Origin of the sequence: Ralstonia sp. A12 (assembly GCF_000801955.1) — a bacterium.
Taxonomy (GTDB): domain Bacteria; phylum Pseudomonadota; class Gammaproteobacteria; order Burkholderiales; family Burkholderiaceae; genus Ralstonia.
On record NZ_JSZO01000007.1, the window covers coordinates 78,312 to 96,697 of the forward strand.

Consider the following 18,386-nt stretch of genomic DNA (forward strand, 5'->3'; position numbering starts at 1 on the left):
AGCGTGGGTTAGGGTTCGTCGTTGTCGGCGGCACTACCGGTACACGTCTTGTCTTTGTCCGGGTTGCAGACGCGGGCACGACCAGTGGAGTCGATCTTGACGCGGCGTATATGTGCGCCGGACGCGATGGTCAGCGTGCCATAAAACTGTGAGGTTTTGTACCGCGAGTATCCCACAGGTGAATAGGAGAGGGTTTTCACCTCCCTTCTTGAACCATCGAAGGTGATCTTGATCGACGAGGACACGGGCTGCGATACCGTTATCAGGAGATCGCCTCCGCTGGGCTTGAATGGCGTGATCTGGGTTTGCGGCTTGGCCGTGATATACACCGCCCAGCCGGATGACCAATCTTGATTCGTATCGCGCGGGCCGATCTGAACCCAGATGCGTTGATTGCGCGACAGGGTTTGCGCGAGTGTGATCGAGCTGACAACCTGATCGGCCAGGGTGACCACTGTTTCGCGCCGCCACCAGTCCAGGCCGGCGGGTACGGCGAACACCGCGAGGATCGACATGACGCTCAAAACGACGATCAATTCGGCCAATGTGAAGCCGGCACGCGAACGACGATACTTCATGGCCAACACGCGTGTGATGCCGATTGGCGCGTATCGCCAAACTGTATGAATCGCTCGCCGGTGCTGCGCAGGATGAGCGTGCCGCAGGTGGTGTCAGGCTGCATTGGCTGGGCGGCCACTTCCACGCACTGTGCGCGGTTGCCGTCATGGCACAGCTGGGCGAAGAGCTGATAGCCACCGGTTTGCCCCAAAACGCCGTTGGGCACCTCGTACTTGCCCGCCTGTATGTGCTGCTGTTCCAGTTCCGCCATGGCTGCGGCCAGTGCGGCGCGCACGGAAGCCTTTTGCGCGCGTGTCCGATGACTGGACCAGATATGTACAGCCATCGTGGCGAGTACGGCGGCGATGGCCAGCGTTACCAATAGCTCAATCAGCGTGAACGCGGTGGGCTGGCGCATCAGGGTGTGCCCTCTGTTATCAGTTCGCGCCAGCTCAAGCGGCCCAGCATGACGGTTTGCGTCTCGGTTTGGGCTGCATGCGGCGGATCACCATGGGTTGCCAGCAGCGTGGTGTGGACGGTTTGCGTGATCGTGCCGCTAGGGCGATCGATCGGTGGAGTGGCTAGGGTGACAAGCTGAGGTGTTGACCGATCTGAGACCCGTGGGCGGAAGACCGATTGCAATACGACACTGACGGCCGGATCTGTGCCAAAACCCGCCGCTGTAATACGGAAGAGGTGAGGGGGCGATGTCTCGCTGGCCTGTTCGCTCAGGCCTGGCCATCGATCTGCAATGGGTTCGATGACGTAGCGCGCATGGCGAGCGGATTTGCGGTTGCTGTTCGGGATGAGCTGAGGTGGTTCGACTTCCATCGCCAGGGTGTTCTCGTCGAGCAGGCCGGCCATCGCCCATAACGATTGCCCCGGCCGTGGTTGGCACAACCCAAGCATGTTGTCCATGCCGCAGGAGCCGGCCACAAAGCCGCGTGGCGTGACCGGGTTGAACGCCGCGGTGCGTTCAACCGGCAGGATCAAGGAGCAATCCCGAGTCGTCGGCGTACCTGTGCCGGAGGAGAGCTCGCATTCTGCGGCGTTCAGCGCATACTCCGCGGCGTGCTTGGCCTGAGCGTGGTCCGCGGCGAGGGAGACGCGGCGCCGTTGATCCAGCAGTAGGTGGAGCGGTGCCATGGTCAGCAGGCCAAGCAAAGCCACGACCGCCATGACAACCGGTAGCGCAAAGCCACGTGTCTTGGCCATCGTATTCAGCATACGTCTACCTCGCACGCAAGGGGATTGCGCACACGCACGGTTGCCGTGAAGACAGCACGACGGCGCAGCGGCTGGCTGGGGGTGAAGTGCAAGTCCTCGCTGGTGCCCTGTGCCTGACGAAGGTGGGGAAACAGCGCCAGCGTGGGGACAGGCTTGCCAACGGCATTGGGATCGTCATAGTTGCCGCGTACGACCAGCGCGATGTGTACCGCTTGAACGCGGCGCCATTGATCAGGGGTGACGCTGCGAGCGGACAGGATCTGGGTAGAGGTGCCATCCTGCGAGCCCACTGTGTAGAGGATTTGCATCGTTTCAATACCTCGGACCATGCTTGATCTGTTGCTCAGCGAGGATGTGAGCTGGCCGCTGTTCCGCCCCCAGGAGAGGCACATCAACTGGGGCTCCTTGTCCGTGGTGGATTCTGTGATGTATAGCAGCATGATTCCCGCGCGCGAGTCGTTCGGGGTGCCCGGCCCGTTCTCAGGTACGGCATAGCCTGAACAGTCGATGACGCTGCCGTCCCCTAGCATGCCGTCGGGTTGTTTGCTTTTGCCGGCAAAGCGCACCACCAGCGCATCGCTGTACTCAATGCCGCCGCCACTTGCGCACACGATGCCGTTGGCGGTTGCATTGCGGGCTTTGCAGTTGTCCTGTCCTTGGAGGGAGGGCGGTGCATCTATACCGGGCGACCGTCGCAGCCGTGAGGACGCCGGTATGTCGGTCACCCAGCCTGCCTGCTGGACTGCGGCTGTCAGCAGGTCCAATGCCTGGGTGCCACGATCTTCGATCAGCGCTTGATCGGCGATGCGTTGATAGCGTGTGCGGGCAAGAAGCGTGAGTTGGAGCGCGATGCCGAGCACGATCAGCCCGATCAAAGCGCCGATCAGCAACTCGACCAGCGTCACGCCCCGCGAGGCCTTGAGTGGGCGACGCATGTCAGCGTAAGTCTGCCGTTTCGGTTCGGGTATTTTGTTCGCGGATTTCGGCCGATAGCTGGCGCAGGCTCTGGCTGGTCGTGTCCATTCGATCAAGTGCTGCCAATGTGCCCGCTGCGCAGAGGGATAGCAGCGTTAGTGCGACGAGGGATTCGATCAGGATGGCGCCGTGTTGGCGGTGGGGGCGGGAGGGCATGAGTCGGCAGTGCGCTTGGCAAGGCCGCTCAAGTTAGTGTGAATTCGGCCGTATAGGTGTCATATCTGGTCAATACCCTCCTTAGTGGTCTGGCAAGGGCGTCTGCTCGTAGTGCGCCCGCGTTTGCGTTTCACTGTCAATCGTTGGATTTTTGTCAAAACCGACTCGCTCGAACCTTGTTATCGAGTGGGGGGTTGTTGACACTTTTTGACTAATTCCCCACTATTTCGGTGGGTGCGTCAGCCTGCGCTTTTTTGCCGGGTAGACCATCGTGTTCAGCGGGGGCTGAATGCGGCCCAACAAAAGAACTCGGGAAGTTCAGAAATCAGCAGCACGCGCGATAACGATTGCGCCGTGACTGCCGCATAACAAAATGTCGGGGGTAAATATGCACAACGGGATTTCGCCTACGCGGCGATACGGGTTTCCAGTCGGTCGGCTGTCGCACTGACATGGCGGCTGCGGTCCGCAATCATCTAACCGCGCATCAATTTCAATCGTCACACAGCCGGCTTCAGGGTCGGCAGGATCGGTGTGGCGGTGGTGTCGGCGCTCGTGCCGACAACCTGTTGCTTGGCAGCCAAATTCATACAGATATGTCGCATCCGGATGGGATAAGCGGCGTGCGGGGGCGCGCCGGTTGCATTCGTTCGAGCCGCATCGGCGGTATTTCGCTGGTTGAACTGCTGGTGACGCTGGCCATCGTGGCGGTTTTGGCGATCATAGCGACGCCTTCGTATGTCGGACTTACGCAGAAGGTTCGGCTGCAAGCCGAGGCGAACTCGCTGGTCAGCGATTTGCAGTTCGCACGCAGCGAGGCAATCAAGCGAGGGCTGCCGGTCAGTCTGTGCCCGTCGTCCAACGGCACTGCGTGCAATACAACCAACACCAGTAACTGGGAGGCCGGTTGGATCGTCTTCAATGACACCAACGGTTCAGGAACGACCGACTCCACGAGCGATGTGCCGCTGCGTGTGCGTACCCCGCTTCCGAACAACGACACCTTCAGGCCGAGCCCGACAAGTCCGGCGGCTTCGGCAGTGACGTATAGCCGTGATGGTTTTGCAACAAATCTGGCGGGCGGCACCGTCACGATGGCGCTGCGTACCTCACCTGTGAACAGCAACGCGACGCGTTGCGTGGAGATCAATATTGCCGGCCGGCAAGCGGTAATCACGCCAGGGGTTCGCCAATGCAACTAGCTATGCAACGGCGCAATGCGGCCGGTTTCTCACTGATTGAAGCGCTCATCACTCTGGTGGTGGTGGGCGTCGGTCTACTGGGCTTGGCAAAGATCCAGGCAGCAGCGGTCGGCAACACGCAGGTTTCACGCATGCGTTCGCTGGTGGCGCTGCAAACGGAAAGTCTGGTCGCTGCCATGCATGGCAATCGTGGCTTCTGGGCTGTGGCCAACACAGCTCCGGCGACGTTCAGTGCCAGTGGCGTAGCCGTCACGGACTCGAATAGTGTGCTCAGCGCGACGGTGACGAGTTGTCCGGACGGAGGCGGCAATGGCTGCACGCCGGTCAAGTTGGCTGCTTACGACTTCCAACAGTGGGCGAGTTGGATGAACAGAAACTTTCCGGGCTACTCCGCAACAGGTAACTGCACCACCGTCGTTCCGGTGAACTGCAATGTCACTGTGACCTGGAACGAGAAATATATCGCAGTCAATAGCACGACAGCCTCGGCGGCGGCCGCGGCGCCGGCGACGACTCAGCAGAGCTACACGCTCTACGTTCAACCATGAGCGGCAAACCGATGACTCCCAGGATGCGATGGGCTCGCAGGCAGGCCGGCACGAGCCTGGTCGAGATCCTGATCGCCATGGTGATTGCGCTATTCATCATGAGTGGCGTGGTGGTGATGTTTGTGAACATGCAGAAGACGTTCACAAGCCAGGATCAGCTCGCGCAATTGCAGGACAACGAGCGACTTGCGCTGACGGTCTTGACCAATATGGCGCAGTCGGCCGGTTATTTTCCGAACCCGGTGATCAACACGGCAGCGACTGCGCTGCCTGCTGCGGGCGGGATGGTGGCCGGCCAGGTGATTTCCGGTACGACGGGTACGGGAACCGGCAGCAACAGCGACACGCTGACGACCCAATTCGCAGCCGGCAGCGGTGACGGCACCACAAATTGTTTGGGACAGACCAATACGAGTGGCGGACAACTCGTGTACGTCAACACGCTGTCCATCAGTGCCAACAACGAGTTGGTGTGTTCGGTCAATGGCGCGGCGGCAGTGCCAATCGTCAGTGGTGTATCTGGCTTCAGCGTGCTGTATGGCACCGATGCGAACAATGACGGATCGGTCGATTCGTATCTCACCGCGACACAGGTGACTACAGCGAACGCTTGGCCCGTTGTCCACACCCTCAAGGTCACGCTGACGTTTTCCACACAGTTCGGCAACCTGGTTGGACCGTCACAGACCACAACGTGGACGCAGTTGATCAGCTTGAAGAACCAGCCATGAGCAAGACGATGCGTCTTTCCACCATATCAACCCGCCATGAGCGTGGCTACACGCTGATCGTCGGGCTGCTGCTGCTGCTCGTGCTCACGCTATTTGCGGTGGGGATGTTCCGCAGCTCCGGCCTGCAGGAGCGGATTGCTGCGGGCACGCGCGACAAGCAGCGCGCCTTCGAAGCCGCTCAGAGCGCGCTGCAGTACGGCGAATGGTGGTTGAGCCAGGGCTACGCCTCGAGCAGCGTGAACTGCGTTGGCGTCAACGACGGCACTGCGCTTGCCAACATGCGAGTGTGCTCCGCCGCGATCACCAGTCCCACCACGCTGCCTTGGGGCATCGCGTCGACGTATCAACTGCCATCGATGACGGCCAACGGTGGCGGTGGTTTGGCTGGGGCCAGTTCCCCCGCTGGGGATATCAACTATGCGGGCATTCCCGGCCTCTATATCAGCTATCTCGGCACGAACCCAAGCGGGTTGGGCCAGCTTTATCAGATCACCGCCTACGGCTATGGCGGTGATGCGACGACGGCTGCCGTGGTGCAGACCACCTATCAAATGATGTCGGGTGCCAAAGATCTGGGGCAACAGTGATGAACAAGAACAAACGCTTCGCTTTGCTTGCAACGGCAGCGGTGCTGCCGGGCGTGTCGCACGCACAGATTGTCATCAGCGATACCTTAACGGGCACGTCTTCTTCCTACAATTGGCAGGCGCTCAACGGTGCCTGTCTTACGGCGGGTAACAACACCGGGACGATCCCGGCGTGCTCTGGCTTGAGCTACTACAGCGGCAAGACGCAGGTGGGCGGCACCACGGGCCGGTTGCCTGACCAGCCGGGGTCCGGTGCTCTGCGCCTCACCAACGGTGACACCGGTGCTGGCACCAACGGCAATAGCCAAACAGGTGCCGTGGTTTCCAACTTTACGTTTCCAACCAACCAAGGCCTGCAGGTCACGTTCACAACCGTGACGTATGGCGGTAACGCTTACAAGAATGCGAATGGCGTCAAGAGCGGTGCCGACGGCATTAGCTTCTTTCTGGCCGATGGCTCGAAGCCGGCGACGGTCGGCGCATTGGGCGGCAGCTTGGGTTACAGCTGCTCAAACGGCAACGCGACGTATGACGGTGTTCAGGGGGGCTACATCGGCCTGGGGATCGACGAGTTCGGCAACTTCTCGAATTCCAACGACAACACCAGTACAGGCGCAAACCCAAACGGAGGCGCGGGAGCAATCCCCGGTCGTATCAGTCTGCGCGGGGCGGGCAATACCAATTGGGCGAACTTGTCGAGTAACTACCCGAAGTACTATCCCTCGTCGCTGAGTTCATCGCAGCAAAGCAGTGCCGTCCAGAGTACATGCGCAGCTGGCTATCTCTACAATTTTAGTGGCAAGACGCAGTACGATGCGAACGGGTACAAGGTCTCCAATGGTAATCAGACCTCCGAGCCGGTTAACTACAACTACAACTACCTTTCCGGCGACACGCTCAACGGCGTGACGATCTTCAGCCAGGAAGCCACCAATAATCCGGTGCGCGGCTCGGCGACGCCTATAACGTACGCGCTCACCGTTACGCAAGACGGGTTGTTGAGCTTGTCATACAGCGTCAACGGTGGCATCGCGCAGCCGGTGATTACCAATCAGAGTATCACCGCATCGAATGGGCCGCTGCCGTCTTCGTTCCGATTCGGGTTTTCGGCGGGTACGGGTGGCGGCAGCAACGTGCACGAGATTACGTGCTTCAAGGCCGCCCCGGTGGGGCAGTCCAGCAGTTCCGCCGGTACTAACATCCCGCAACTCGGTCGCGTGACCGGCGGTACGCAGCTCTACCTTGCCTACTATCACCAAACCAACTGGTGGGGCGAGTTGACCGCGCAAACCCTAGGCCCAGACGCCTCGGGCAAGCTTGTCATCAACTCCACGGCAAACTGGGACGCAAGCTGTACGCTGACGGGTGGGGCGTGTCCTGCCATGGGGTCGAGCGCGACGGTGGCCGTTCAGGCGCCGACCGCGCGCAACATCTTGACTTGGAACGGCACCAGTGGGGTTCCTTTTCAGTGGGCGAATCTGACCTCCGCCCAGAAAACCGCGTTGACTGCAGGCGACAGCAGCGCCACCAGTGCGCGACTGCTCTACCTGCGTGGCACCCGCACATACGAAGTCAGCAATGGCGGGTCTTTCCGTACACGCACGGGTGTGCTGGGTGACATCATCAACTCCAGCCCCAGCTGGGTGGGCGGGCCTTCAGCGCCCTACAACGGTCCGTGGGTGGATGCGTTGTATGCCAAAGCCACTCCGCTCGAACCCACCGGCAGCTACGCGAACTTCAAGACCACCTACGGGCAGCGCTTGAACGTCGTGTATGTCGGCGCCAATGACGGTATGCTGCACGGCTTTCGTGCTGGCAGCTATGACGTCAAAGGTAACTTCGTCAACAATGCGACGACCCCCAACGACGGCCAGGAAGCTTTGGCGTACATGCCAACCGCTGTCGTGAATACCATCCACAGCAGTTCGAACGGCAAGCTGGATTTTGCTTCGCCATCGTACGCACACAATCTCTATATGGATGCGACGCCTGGCACGGGCGAGCTGTACTACAACGGCGCTTGGCACACCTGGCTCGTGGGTGGCATGGGCGGTGGTGGCAACACCAACGGCCCGATTGGGGATGGCACCACCCAGGGCACCGGTGCGATCTACGCACTGGACATTACAGACCCGTCCACCTTTAGCGAGAGCAACGCCAGCAACTTGGTCATCGGTGAGTGGGGGCCAGGGTCGATTACCTGTGCGAACGTCACCAACTGCGGCGCCTATCTGGGCAACACCTACGGCACACCGATCATTCGCCGCCTGCACAACGGTAGCTGGGCAGCGCTGTTTGGCAACGGTTTGAACAGCCAGAACGGTACAGCGGGGATGTACATCATGCTGGTCGACCCGGCAAAGGGCACCACCTCGTTCCGTTATATCGATACGGGCTATGGTCCTAGCCAGGATCCGGCCGGCGGCAATAACAAGAATGGCATCGCCTATGTGACGTCTGCCGATCTTGATGGCGATCACATTACCGATTACGTCTATGCTGGTGATGTTTTCGGAAACCTCTGGCGTTTCGATCTCACCGCGCAGAATCCCGCATCGTGGAGCGTGTCGTCCGCGCCGCTGTTCTCGACGTCGGTCGGCCAACCCATTACCACCAAGGTCGTGGTTGCGTCGATCCCTGGCTCCGGCTCGGGCAGCAAACCGCGCGTGCTGGTCAGCTTCGGCACGGGACAGACGCAGCCGGCAACGCTCACCAGTGCCGCCACCAATGCAACCGCAGCACAGGCGCTCTATGGCATCTGGGACTGGAACATGAATGCATGGAATGCCATCGCGCCGGAGACCGCAAAATACACATCGCTGACCGCGCCGCAGACCGTGACCGGGTCGTCGCTGCAGCAACAGACCATCACGGTCGATGCTGCCGCCACGGCCACCGCTACGGGTACGGCCCAGCGGGTGATCAGCAGCAACAAGGTGTGCTGGCAAGGTTCGTCGGACTGCGCCGGTACCAACAATAATCAGTATGGCTGGACGCTGCCATTGCCTGCTGGGCAAAACGAACAGGCGGTCTTCAGCCCGACGCTTCAATACGGTGTGTTCAACATCAATACGCTGATCCCGGCTGTTCAGCAGGTGCTGTCCTGCAATTCAACCCCCGCGACCGGCTACTCATACGGTCTTTCCGTTGCAACCGGTGGTGCAACGCCAAACCCGTATTTCTATGATGCGAACGGCAACTACCTGACCCAAAGTGGGGCGGCCGTCAGCGCGGTCGGTATGAGTGGGACGGGTACCTCGACGTTTGTGACCGTCGGCAGCAATGTCTACGCTGTGATGCAGGGCGCCGATGGTACGCCCCGGTTTATTCGAATCAACCCCAATGCGACCGGCGTCGGCTCGCGCCTCAACTGGGTCAAGCTGCGCTAATCATGAACCGACATATGACGCCCACCCCGTCGCGCCGCAGATTGAGTCACGAGAGCGGCTTCTCCCTGATGGAGCTGATGATCACGGTGGCGATCATCGCCATCCTGGCCCGCATCGCCTATCCGTCGTATCAGCAGTACATCCTCAAATCGCACCGCGCGGATGCGAAGACGGCGCTGCTGGATCTGGCCACACGGCAGGAGCGGTTCTTCACACTGCAGAACACCTACACCGCAGTGCCGGCGTCGTTGGGCTATGCCGCTGCAAACTTTCCATTTGCCATTCAATCGGGCACGCAGTCGTACTACCAACTGTATGTCGCTACAACGGGCACTGCGGGCGCCAGCGGCACGGCTGCTCCCGGTTTTGCCGCTTCCGCTGTTCCGATCAGCCCGCAAACGGCGGATGCATGCGGGACGTACACCATCAACCAGCTCGGCGTCCAAGGCAATCCCACCGCGACCGGCGGCAACACACCAGCCCAGTGCTGGTAACAAAAAAGGCCCCCTCGGGGGCCTTTTTCATTTGCGCACATTCGTCGCCGCAACCTCATCCAGCACGTCGCGAAACTCCGCCAGATCCTCAAAACTCCGGTACACCGACGCAAACCGGATGTACCCGATCTTGTCCAGCCGCTTGAGCTCACGCATCACCAGCTCGCCCACGCGGTCGCTGCCGATTTCCTTCTCGCCGTGGCTGAGCAGTTTTTCTTCGATGCGGGCGATGGCCTCGTCGATGGCCTCGGCGGAGACAGGGCGCTTGCGCAGCGCCAGGCGCATGGAGTCCTTGACCTTCGCGCGGTCGTAATCGACGCGGCTGCCGTTCTTTTTGACGACGGCCGGGAAGAACAGCTCGATGCGTTCGTAGGTCGTGAAGCGGCGGTCGCAGGACTCGCACTTGCGGCGACGGCGCACGGTATCGCCTTCCTCCGACATGCGGGTCTCAATCACCTGGGTGGCCGCGTGGCCGCAAAAGGGGCATTTCATGCCGCGCTCCTCGGGAACCTCAAACGCACTGCGCTAAAAGAACAACGCCGCGATGGTCCCCTTATCCAACTTGGGGCGCATCGCGGCAGGGTACTACGTGGCTGCTGGTGTGTGTGCCGCAGCCATTGCCAACCGCTTAGGCGTAGACCGGGAACTGCTTGGTCAGCTCAGCCACCTTGGCACGCACGGCAGCGATGTTCGCTTCGTCGTGCGGGTTGTCCAGCACGTCGGCGATCAGGTGGGCCACCTTCACGGCCTCGGCTTCCTTGAAGCCGCGCGTGGTCATGGCCGGCGAGCCCAGGCGCACGCCCGAGGTCACGAACGGCTTTTCCGGATCGTTCGGGATGGCGTTCTTGTTGACGGTGATATGCGCGTCGCCCAGCACCTTCTCAGCTTCCTTGCCGGTGATGCTCTTGGCGCGCAGGTCGACCAGCATCACGTGGCTTTCGGTGCGCCCCGACACGATGCGCAGGCCACGGGCCATCAGCGTCTCGGCCATCGCGCGGGCGTTCTTCACCACTTGTTCTTGGTAGGCCTTGAACTCCGGCGACAGGGCTTCCTTGAACGCCACTGCCTTGCCGGCGATCACGTGCATCAGCGGGCCGCCCTGGATACCCGGGAAGATCGCCGAGTTGATGGCCTTCTCGTGCTCGGCCTTCATCAGGATCACGCCACCGCGCGGGCCGCGCAGGCTCTTGTGGGTGGTCGTGGTGACGAAGTCAGCGTGCGGCACCGGGTTCGGATACACGCCCGCGGCGATCAGGCCGGCGTAGTGGGCCATGTCGACCATGAAGTACGCGCCGATCGACTTGGCGATCTTGCCAATGCGCTCGAAGTCGATGCGCAGGGCGAATGCGGATGCGCCAGCGATGATCAGCTTCGGCTTCTTCTCTTGTGCCAGGGCTTCGAGCGCGTCGTAGTCGATGTCTTCCTGCGCGTTCAGGCCGTAGCTGACCACGTTGAACCACTTGCCGCTCATGTTGAGCGCCATGCCGTGCGTCAGGTGACCACCTTCGGCCAGGCTCATGCCCATGATCGTGTCGCCCGGCTTGAGCACGGCGAAGAACACGCCCTGGTTGGCCTGCGAGCCCGAGTTCGGCTGCACGTTGGCAGCTTCCGCGCCAAACAGTTGCTTCACGCGGTCGATGGCGAGCTGCTCAACCACGTCCACGTATTCGCAACCACCGTAGTAGCGCTTGCCGGGATAGCCCTCGGCGTACTTGTTGGTCAGTTGCGAGCCCTGCGCGGCCATCACGGCCGGCGAGGTGTAGTTTTCAGAAGCGATCAGTTCGATGTGGTCTTCCTGGCGCTGATTTTCCTTCTGGATGGCGGCAAAGATCTCGGGATCGATCTGGTCGATCGTATAGCGGCTGCGTTCGAACATGGCGAGTGTCTGGTCAAAAACGAAACGGAAAAGGCGATGGTCGGGCGAGGCGGGGAGGCGCGCGGCTTGGACGCTGCTCCAGTGTTGGCCGGTGGCAGCGGGTGTCCAAGTCACCCAGCTTCCCATTCGCTGCCCAGGCGAGCGGCAGGCGTCGTTGTGCATGACGCCAGAAACCTTGCGCTTCCTCGTGGTCGGTGCCCACTGCCGAGGTCTGTAGTGTGTTGCTGCAGCCCCGGGATTCGCCAGTCGCGCAAGGTGGAATGGTTGCCCGCGAGTGTACGACAGGCCCTTGACTGCCGCAAGGCGCGGGGCGCTTGCCCAAGCACATTGCGACGCAACAGGCGGCAACGCTTCAGGTAAACTCTGTTTTTCGCATTTTTTCAGGCTTGGAGACACTTCCATGATCGTATTCGTGACCGGCGCAACGGCCGGGTTCGGTGCAGCCATCGCGCGGCGCTTCGTGCGGGAAGGCCATCGCGTGATCGCGGCCGGCCGCCGTCAGGATCGTCTGGATGCGCTCAAGGCCGAACTGGGTGATGCGCTTCTGCCGGTCGTGCTGGATGTGCTAGATGCCGCCGCGGTCGCCGCGCTGCCGGGCACGCTGCCCGAGGGCTGGCGCGAGGTCGACGTGCTGGTCAACAACGCTGGCCTGGCGCTCGGCCTGGAACCCGCTCAGCGCGCAGACCTGACCGACTGGGACCGCATGATCGGCACCAATTGCTCCGGCCTCGTCCATATGACGCGTGCGTTACTTCCAGCCATGGTCGAGCGCAATCGTGGTCATGTCATCAACATCGGCTCGATCGCCGGAACGTACCCGTACCCGGGCGGCAACGTGTATGGCGCGACCAAGGCGTTCGTGCGCCAGTTCTCGCTGAACCTGCGTGCGGACCTGACCGGCACCCGCGTGCGCGTGTCGAACCTCGAGCCGGGCCTGTGCTCTGGCACCGAGTTCTCCAACGTCCGTTTCAAGGGCGACGATGCCCGCGTGGACAAGGTTTACGAAGGTACGGAGGCGCTCACCGCTGACGACATCGCCGAGGCCGTCTACTGGATGGCAGCGCTCCCGGCGCACTTCAATGTCAACGCAATCGAGCTCATGCCCGTTTGCCAGTCATTCTCGGCCACGAGCTTGACGCGAGACATGGCTTAAGTCTTGTCATGCAGGGTTTGCCGTAGCATGCAAGCCCTCGGCCAGCCGGTGGATGGCTGGCCGTCACACGAGCCTTGGTAAAATTGCCGGATGTCTTCTTTTGATTGGAATCTGCGCGTGTATTGGGAAGATACCGACGCAGGCGGTGTAGTGTTCTACGCCAACTATCTGAAATTCTTTGAGCGCGCCCGCACTGAGTGGCTCCGCGCGCTAGGGGTCGACCAGCAGGCGCTGGCCGACACGACCGGGGCCATTTTTGTGGTGCGCAGCACCGCTGTGGACTACCGCGCACCTGCCAGGCTGGATGACCTGGTGCAGATCCGTTCGCGTATGGAACGGGTTGGCCCGGCGTCGGTCCAATTTGCCCAGGAAGGCTGGCGCGGCGACGTTCTGCTCGCCTCAGGCACGATTCGTGTTGGATGTGTCGACCGGCTCACATTCCGGCCGACCCCGATCCCCGCTCCCGTACTCGCAACCATCAAAGCCGCCGCATGAATCCCGTCGAGGTCACACAAGATCTGTCGATCGTCTCGCTGGTGCTGCACGCCAGTCTGTTGGTCCAATTTGTCATGGGCCTGTTGCTGGTGATGTCGCTGTTCTCCTGGACATACATCTTCCGCAAAGCCTTTGCGCTGCGCGCCGCGCGCAGCCAGACCGAATCGTTCGAACGCGATTTCTGGGCCGGTGGCGACCTGCAGGCGCTGTACCAGAGCGCTGCCAACAACCGCCACAAGACCGGTGCATTGGAACGCATTTTTGAAGCCGGTATGCGCGAATACCTCAAGACGCGCGAGCAGCAGCGCGGCGTTGGCGACCCGAGCGCCATCCTCGATGCTGCCCGTCGTGCCATGCGCGCTGCCTATCAGCGTGAAATGGACTCGCTTGAATCGCACCTGCCGTTCCTGGCCTCGGTCGGCTCGGTCAGCCCGTACATCGGCCTGTTCGGCACGGTGTGGGGGATCATGAACGCGTTCCGCGGCCTGTCCAACGTGCAGCAGGCCACGTTGTCCGCCGTGGCGCCCGGCATTGCCGAAGCGCTGGTCGCCACGGCCATCGGCCTGTTCGCGGCCATCCCGGCGGTGATCGCCTACAACCGTTACGCCACCGAGATGGATCGCCTGGCCAACCGGTTCGAGAGCTTCATGGAAGAGTTTTCGAACATCCTCCAGCGCCAGACGCGCTAAGGACGGATCGTCATGGCTACCATCCAGCGAACGCGCCGCGCCCGACGGGCCAAGGCCGACATCAACGTCGTTCCGTACATCGACGTGATGCTGGTGCTGCTGGTCATCTTCATGGTGGCCGCGCCCGTGGTGAACCCGGGTGTGGTCAACCTGCCGTCGGTGGCCAACGCCACGCCGCAGCAGACCCAGCCGCCCATCGTCGTGACCATCAAGTCTGACGGCACGCTCCTTGCTCGTATCAAGTCCAGTTCCGGCGCGACGGAGCAGAAGCTTGCCAACAACAATGAGCTGCGCGCCTTCGTCAAGCAGCGCACTGACGAGAACCCCGATCAACCCGTCGTCATCGCCGCCGACAAGGCCGTGCAGTACGACCGTGTGCTCACGGTGATGAGCGTATTGAAGGGCGACGGCGTCAAGCGCGTCGGCCTGATGGTGAAGTCGCAATGAACGCGTTGATGCATCCGGGCGAGGCAACCTGAACGTCATGGCTACGACGTCGTTGCATCGTTACGAGCCTGTCCGCGAGCGTGGCACGCTGCGCGCGTTCGGGCTGGCCGTCCTCACGCATCTGCTGCTGATCGCCTTCCTGTACTTTGGCGTGCAGTGGCAGAGCAGCACGCCCCGCGGCGAAGAGGCTGAGCTGTGGGATGAGGCTGCGGTTCAGCAAGCCGTGCAGACAGCGCCGCCGCCTGAGGTCAAGCCGGAGCCTGTCATCAAAGCGCCACCGACCAAGGTGGAAGAGGAAGCCGACATCGCGCTGGAGCAGAAGCGCAAGCGTGAGCGGGAGGCTGCGGCTGCCGTGGCTGCCGCGCGCGAGGCTGAACTCGCCCGCCGAGCTGCCGAGGACCGCGCTGAAGCCCAGCGCCAGGCGCAACTGAAAGCACAGAAGGAACAGCAGGCCCACCAGGCGGAACTTCAACGCAAGGCCCAGGCCGAACAGCAGGCTAAGGAAAAGGCCGCTGCTGCTGAAGCCCAGGCTCGCAAGAATGCACAGCTGCAGGCCCAGGCGGAAGCTAAGGCCAAGGCAGACGCCGAAGCGAAGCAGAAGGAGCTGAAGGCCAAGGCTGCCGCAGATGCCAAGGCCAAAGCTGATGCCGAACGCAAGGCAGCCGAATCCAAGGCCAACGCCCAGCGCAATGCGAATCTGCAGCACCTGCAGGCCATGGCCGGAGGTGCCGCGGGCGGTGGCAAGGTGGCGGGTTCTGGCGGTGGCGTTGGTACCGGGCAGGGCACCGGCGGCACGGCATCGGCGGGATATGCCGAGCGCGTGCGTGCCAAGGTCAAGCCGAACATCGTGTTCGACGCGGAAGGTATCAGCGGCAACCCGTCAGCAGTGGTGGCGGTGACGATGGCGCCGGATGGCTCGATCCTGTCCAAGCGGCTGACCAAGTCGAGTGGCAACGGCGCCTATGACGAAGCCGTGCTGCGTGCGGTGGAACGCTCCGATCCTCTGCCGCGTGATACCAACGGCAAGGCACCGTCGAGCGTCACCCTGACGTTCCGGCCCAAGGAATAACGCGTTGGCGTCGCACCGGTGGCGCCTGTACCCAATTCACAGATTCGATACGGATGATGAACATGATGCGCAAGATGTGGATTCCAATCTTCCGACGCGCCGCGCAGGCGTTGCTGCTGACCGCAGCGTGCGTTGGCGTGGCCCATGCCCAGCTCAACGTGGAAATCTCGGGCGTCGGCTCGAGTCAGTACCCGATCGCCATCGCCAACTTCCAGGGCGAGGCTGAGGCGCCCCAGAACCTTTCGGCAATCGTCCGAGCAGACTTGGTGCGCAGCGGCCGCTTCTCCAACGTGGATGTGGCAGGCGCCGTGGTGCCGGAAAGCCCGGCCCCGGACCTGGGCGCCTGGAAAGCCAAGGGCGCTGCTGCCTTCGTGGGCGGCACCGTGACGCGCAACGGCGATCGCTACGAGATCCGCTTCCGCCTGTATGACACCGCCAAGGGCGAGAGCCTGGGCGGCCTGTCGCTCACGCGTGGCCCCGGCCAACTGCGCCTGGCTGCGCACGAGATTGCCGACTACATCTACCAGAAGCTGATTGGCGAGCGCGGTGTGTTTGCGACGCGCCTGTCGTACGTGTCGAAGGTTGGTCGCCGCTTCCAACTGCAGATCTCCGATTCGGATGGCGCCAACCCGCAGATTGCGCTGACCAGCAACGAGCCGATCATCTCGCCGGCGTGGTCGCCGGACGGCACCAAGGTCGCGTACGTATCGTTCGAGCTCAAGAAGCCGGTGGTGTACGTGCACGACCTGGTAGCCGGCCGCCGCACCGTCATCTCAAATCAGAAGGGCAACAACTCGGCGCCGTCGTGGTCGCCGGATGGCCGCCGTGTGGCGGTGGCGCTCTCGCGTGATGGCAATACGCAGGTCTATGTGGTGAACGCCGATGGCTCGGGCCTGCGTCGCCTGACGCGCAGCAGCGCCATCGACACCGAACCGTCGTTCTCACCAGATGGTCGCTCGATCTATTTCACCAGCGATCGTGGCGGCGCACCGCAGATCTATCGCATGTCGGCTGACGGCGAAGAGGCGGGTGGTGCGCAGCGCGTGACGTTCAAGGGCGGGTACAACACGAGCCCGCGTGTGTCCCCGGACGGCAAGCTGCTGGCGTACATCTCGCGCGTGGGCGGTGCGTTCCGCCTGTACACGCAGGACCTGACCAACGGCGATGTGAATGCGCTGACGGACACCTCCTACGATGAATCCCCAAGTTTTGCCGCCAACGGCAAGTTCATCCTGTATTCCACGCGCGTGGGCGGCAAGACGGTGCTGGCAGCCGTGTCGACCGATGGCCGTACGCGTCAGATTCTTTCCCTCCAGGCCGGCGAAGTTCGTGAGCCGGCATGGGGTCCTTTCATGCAATAACGAAGCAGTTCCTCTAGGAGAAATCGGACATGTCGAAGTCCCAAACCATGATCAAACTCGCAGCCATTGCCACGCTGCTGGCCCTGGGTGCTTGCAGCTCGGGTGTGAAGCTGGATGACACCGCCAAGAACGGTACGGGCGGTGCTGGCACGGGTGCAGACACCCGCACGGTGACCCCGGTGGACGTGGGCCGTGACGAGCTGACCGACCCGAACAGCCCGCTGGCCAAGCGCAGCATTTATTTCGATTTCGACAGCTACTCGGTCAAGTCGGAATACCAAGGTCTGCTAGGCCAGCACTCGCGCTACCTGCAATCGCACAACCAGCGCAAGGTGCTGATCCAGGGCAATACCGACGAGCGCGGCACCAGCGAGTACAACCTGGCCCTGGGCCAGAAGCGTGCCGAGGCCGTGCGTCGCGCACTGTCGTCGATGGGCGTGCCTGACAGCCAGATGGAAGCCGTGAGCCTGGGCAAGGAAAAGCCGCAGGCCACCGGTCACGACGAAGAGTCGTGGGCGCAGAACCGCCGCGCCGATATCGTCTACTGATCGGCACGGTTTGAAGTTGGACGCGCCGGCTACGCTTGCGTGGCCGGCGTTCTTACGTTGGCAATCACATGACTACGATGATGAAACAGCGCGCTCATGGGGCAGTCCGCAAGGCCATCCTGATGGCGACGCTTGTCGCGGGTGGCGCCCTGACCCTGGCCGGCCCGGCGGCAGCAGGGGTGTTTGACGACGATGAGGCGCGTCGCGCCATCATCGACATGCGCGAGAAGTTCAACACCTTCCAGTCGAGCGCCGCGCAGCGCATCGACCAGAACAGCCGCAACCTGATCGACGCGCAAAACCAGATCGAGACACTCAAGTCCGAAGTGGCGCGCCTGCGTGGCCAGAACGAAGTTCTGCAGAACGCCGTCGACACGCTGACCAAGCAGCAGAAGGATTACTACGCCGACCTCGATGCGCGCCTGAAGAAGTTCGAGCCGCAACAGGCCACGGTGGAAGGCCGTGACGGCATGGTCCAGCCTGGCGAGAAGGATGAATACGACGCCGCGCTCAAGACGTTCCAGAGTGGCAACTTCAAGGGGGCGGGCAACCAGTTCTCGGCCTTCGTGAAGAAGTATCCGCAGAGCCCATACCTGCCGCTGGCGCAGTTCTGGCTGGGCAACGCGCTGTATGCGCAGCGTGATTACAAGGGATCGAGCTACGTGCTGGAGAGCATGGCGCGCGCCAACCCGCAGCACCCGAAGGCCGCCGACGCGCTGCTGCAGGTGGCGACCAACCAGGGTGAGTCGGGCCAGAAGGCGGCTGCACGCAAGACGCTGGAAGCAGTGGTTGCCCAGTACCCGGGCAGCGAGCAGGCCAAGACTGCCGAAAGCCGCCTGAAGACGATGCGCTGACCGGCGAATCGCTACTGTGATTGTTCG

Annotated in this window: 21 protein-coding genes and 1 riboswitch; of the genes, 14 read left to right on the forward strand and 7 right to left on the reverse strand. The window is 62.0% G+C overall.

Translation table 11 applies throughout. The features are described from left to right. Window positions 1-8 precede the first annotated feature (8 nt). Genes PI87_RS10445 through PI87_RS29560 form a run of 5 tightly spaced genes read right to left on the reverse strand, consistent with a single transcriptional unit; the run spans window position 9 to window position 2,916 of the window. Complete coding sequence (locus tag PI87_RS10445) at window positions 9-578, reverse strand: GspH/FimT family pseudopilin (protein WP_039597644.1); 570 nt, start codon at window positions 576-578, stop codon at window positions 9-11. Further along, a complete protein-coding gene (locus PI87_RS10450) occupies window positions 575-976 on the reverse strand; it encodes a type IV pilin protein (RefSeq protein WP_039597645.1) in 402 nt (133 codons plus the stop codon). Before PI87_RS10450 ends, PI87_RS10445 begins: the two co-directional genes overlap by 4 nt. Beyond that, window positions 976-1,785 carry a pilus assembly PilX family protein gene (locus PI87_RS10455; protein WP_039597646.1) on the reverse strand — a complete coding sequence of 270 codons (810 nt, stop codon included), beginning with the start codon at window positions 1,783-1,785 and terminating at the stop codon, window positions 976-978. Before PI87_RS10455 ends, PI87_RS10450 begins: the two co-directional genes overlap by 1 nt. Then, window positions 1,779-2,720: a PilW family protein gene (locus PI87_RS10460; RefSeq protein WP_039597647.1), complete on the reverse strand. Its 942-nt coding sequence runs from the start codon at window positions 2,718-2,720 to the stop codon at window positions 1,779-1,781. Before PI87_RS10460 ends, PI87_RS10455 begins: the two co-directional genes overlap by 7 nt. 1 nt (window position 2,721) lies before the next feature. Next, window positions 2,722-2,916, reverse strand: a complete 195-nt coding sequence (locus tag PI87_RS29560; protein ID WP_039597648.1) for a hypothetical protein — start codon at window positions 2,914-2,916, stop codon at window positions 2,722-2,724. A gap of 596 nt (window positions 2,917-3,512) precedes the next feature. Here PI87_RS29560 and PI87_RS10470 point away from each other — a divergent pair. From PI87_RS10470 to PI87_RS10495, 6 genes are read left to right on the forward strand one after another with little or no spacing between them, the layout of a single operon-like run. After that, window positions 3,513-4,118 (forward strand): GspH/FimT family pseudopilin, encoded by a 606-nt coding sequence (locus tag PI87_RS10470; protein WP_052321481.1) that lies wholly within the window; start codon window positions 3,513-3,515, stop codon window positions 4,116-4,118. 2 nt (window positions 4,119-4,120) lie between these two features. Further along, entirely contained in the window at window positions 4,121-4,666 is a 546-nt protein-coding gene (locus PI87_RS10475) for a prepilin-type N-terminal cleavage/methylation domain-containing protein (RefSeq protein ID WP_232313972.1), read from the forward strand. After that, window positions 4,663-5,397: a PilW family protein gene (locus PI87_RS10480; protein WP_039597650.1), complete on the forward strand. Its 735-nt coding sequence runs from the start codon at window positions 4,663-4,665 to the stop codon at window positions 5,395-5,397. Before PI87_RS10475 ends, PI87_RS10480 begins: the two co-directional genes overlap by 4 nt. Next, complete coding sequence (locus PI87_RS10485; protein ID WP_039597651.1) at window positions 5,394-5,984, forward strand: pilus assembly PilX family protein; 591 nt, start codon at window positions 5,394-5,396, stop codon at window positions 5,982-5,984. Before PI87_RS10480 ends, PI87_RS10485 begins: the two co-directional genes overlap by 4 nt. Next, window positions 5,981-9,373, forward strand: coding sequence for a pilus assembly protein (locus PI87_RS10490; RefSeq protein ID WP_039597652.1), 3,393 nt, complete (start codon window positions 5,981-5,983; stop codon window positions 9,371-9,373). Before PI87_RS10485 ends, PI87_RS10490 begins: the two co-directional genes overlap by 4 nt. Window positions 9,374-9,387: 14 nt before the next feature. After that, on the forward strand, window positions 9,388-9,867 hold the full coding sequence (locus PI87_RS10495) for a type IV pilin protein (protein WP_157003110.1): 480 nt from the start codon (window positions 9,388-9,390) through the stop codon (window positions 9,865-9,867). Window positions 9,868-9,894: 27 nt separating this feature from the next. Here the strand turns inward: PI87_RS10495 and nrdR are convergent, their stop codons facing one another. Beyond that, a complete protein-coding gene (gene nrdR, locus PI87_RS10500; RefSeq protein WP_039597654.1) occupies window positions 9,895-10,359 on the reverse strand; it encodes a transcriptional regulator NrdR in 465 nt (154 codons plus the stop codon). 136 nt (window positions 10,360-10,495) lie between these two features. Further along, on the reverse strand, window positions 10,496-11,743 hold the full coding sequence (gene glyA, locus PI87_RS10505; RefSeq protein WP_039597655.1) for a serine hydroxymethyltransferase: 1,248 nt from the start codon (window positions 11,741-11,743) through the stop codon (window positions 10,496-10,498). A 124-nt stretch (window positions 11,744-11,867) separates the two neighbouring features. Continuing rightward, a riboswitch (ZMP/ZTP riboswitch) is annotated at window positions 11,868-12,003 on the reverse strand. 140 nt (window positions 12,004-12,143) lie between these two features. Here glyA and ydfG point away from each other — a divergent pair. The 8 genes from ydfG to ybgF all read left to right on the forward strand — a co-directional run bounded on the left by ydfG (window position 12,144) and on the right by ybgF (window position 18,359). Continuing rightward, window positions 12,144-12,896 (forward strand): bifunctional NADP-dependent 3-hydroxy acid dehydrogenase/3-hydroxypropionate dehydrogenase YdfG, encoded by a 753-nt coding sequence (gene ydfG, locus PI87_RS10510; RefSeq protein ID WP_039597656.1) that lies wholly within the window; start codon window positions 12,144-12,146, stop codon window positions 12,894-12,896. 90 nt (window positions 12,897-12,986) lie between these two features. After that, entirely contained in the window at window positions 12,987-13,391 is a 405-nt protein-coding gene (gene ybgC / locus PI87_RS10515) for a tol-pal system-associated acyl-CoA thioesterase (RefSeq protein WP_021195233.1), read from the forward strand. Beyond that, a complete protein-coding gene (gene tolQ, locus PI87_RS10520; protein WP_039597657.1) occupies window positions 13,388-14,080 on the forward strand; it encodes a protein TolQ in 693 nt (230 codons plus the stop codon). Before ybgC ends, tolQ begins: the two co-directional genes overlap by 4 nt. A gap of 12 nt (window positions 14,081-14,092) precedes the next feature. After that, window positions 14,093-14,527: a protein TolR gene (gene tolR, locus PI87_RS10525; RefSeq protein ID WP_039597658.1), complete on the forward strand. Its 435-nt coding sequence runs from the start codon at window positions 14,093-14,095 to the stop codon at window positions 14,525-14,527. A 37-nt stretch (window positions 14,528-14,564) separates the two neighbouring features. Then, the gene (tolA, locus tag PI87_RS10530; protein WP_039597659.1) at window positions 14,565-15,596 is read left to right on the forward strand and encodes a cell envelope integrity protein TolA; all 1,032 of its coding nucleotides are present in this window, start codon (window positions 14,565-14,567) and stop codon (window positions 15,594-15,596) included. A gap of 56 nt (window positions 15,597-15,652) precedes the next feature. Continuing rightward, window positions 15,653-16,957: a Tol-Pal system beta propeller repeat protein TolB gene (gene tolB, locus PI87_RS10535; protein WP_039597900.1), complete on the forward strand. Its 1,305-nt coding sequence runs from the start codon at window positions 15,653-15,655 to the stop codon at window positions 16,955-16,957. A 29-nt stretch (window positions 16,958-16,986) separates the two neighbouring features. Continuing rightward, window positions 16,987-17,505, forward strand: a complete 519-nt coding sequence (gene pal / locus PI87_RS10540) for a peptidoglycan-associated lipoprotein Pal (RefSeq protein ID WP_021195228.1) — start codon at window positions 16,987-16,989, stop codon at window positions 17,503-17,505. A gap of 68 nt (window positions 17,506-17,573) precedes the next feature. After that, window positions 17,574-18,359: a tol-pal system protein YbgF gene (gene ybgF, locus PI87_RS10545; RefSeq protein ID WP_039597660.1), complete on the forward strand. Its 786-nt coding sequence runs from the start codon at window positions 17,574-17,576 to the stop codon at window positions 18,357-18,359. Window positions 18,360-18,386 lie beyond the last annotated feature (27 nt).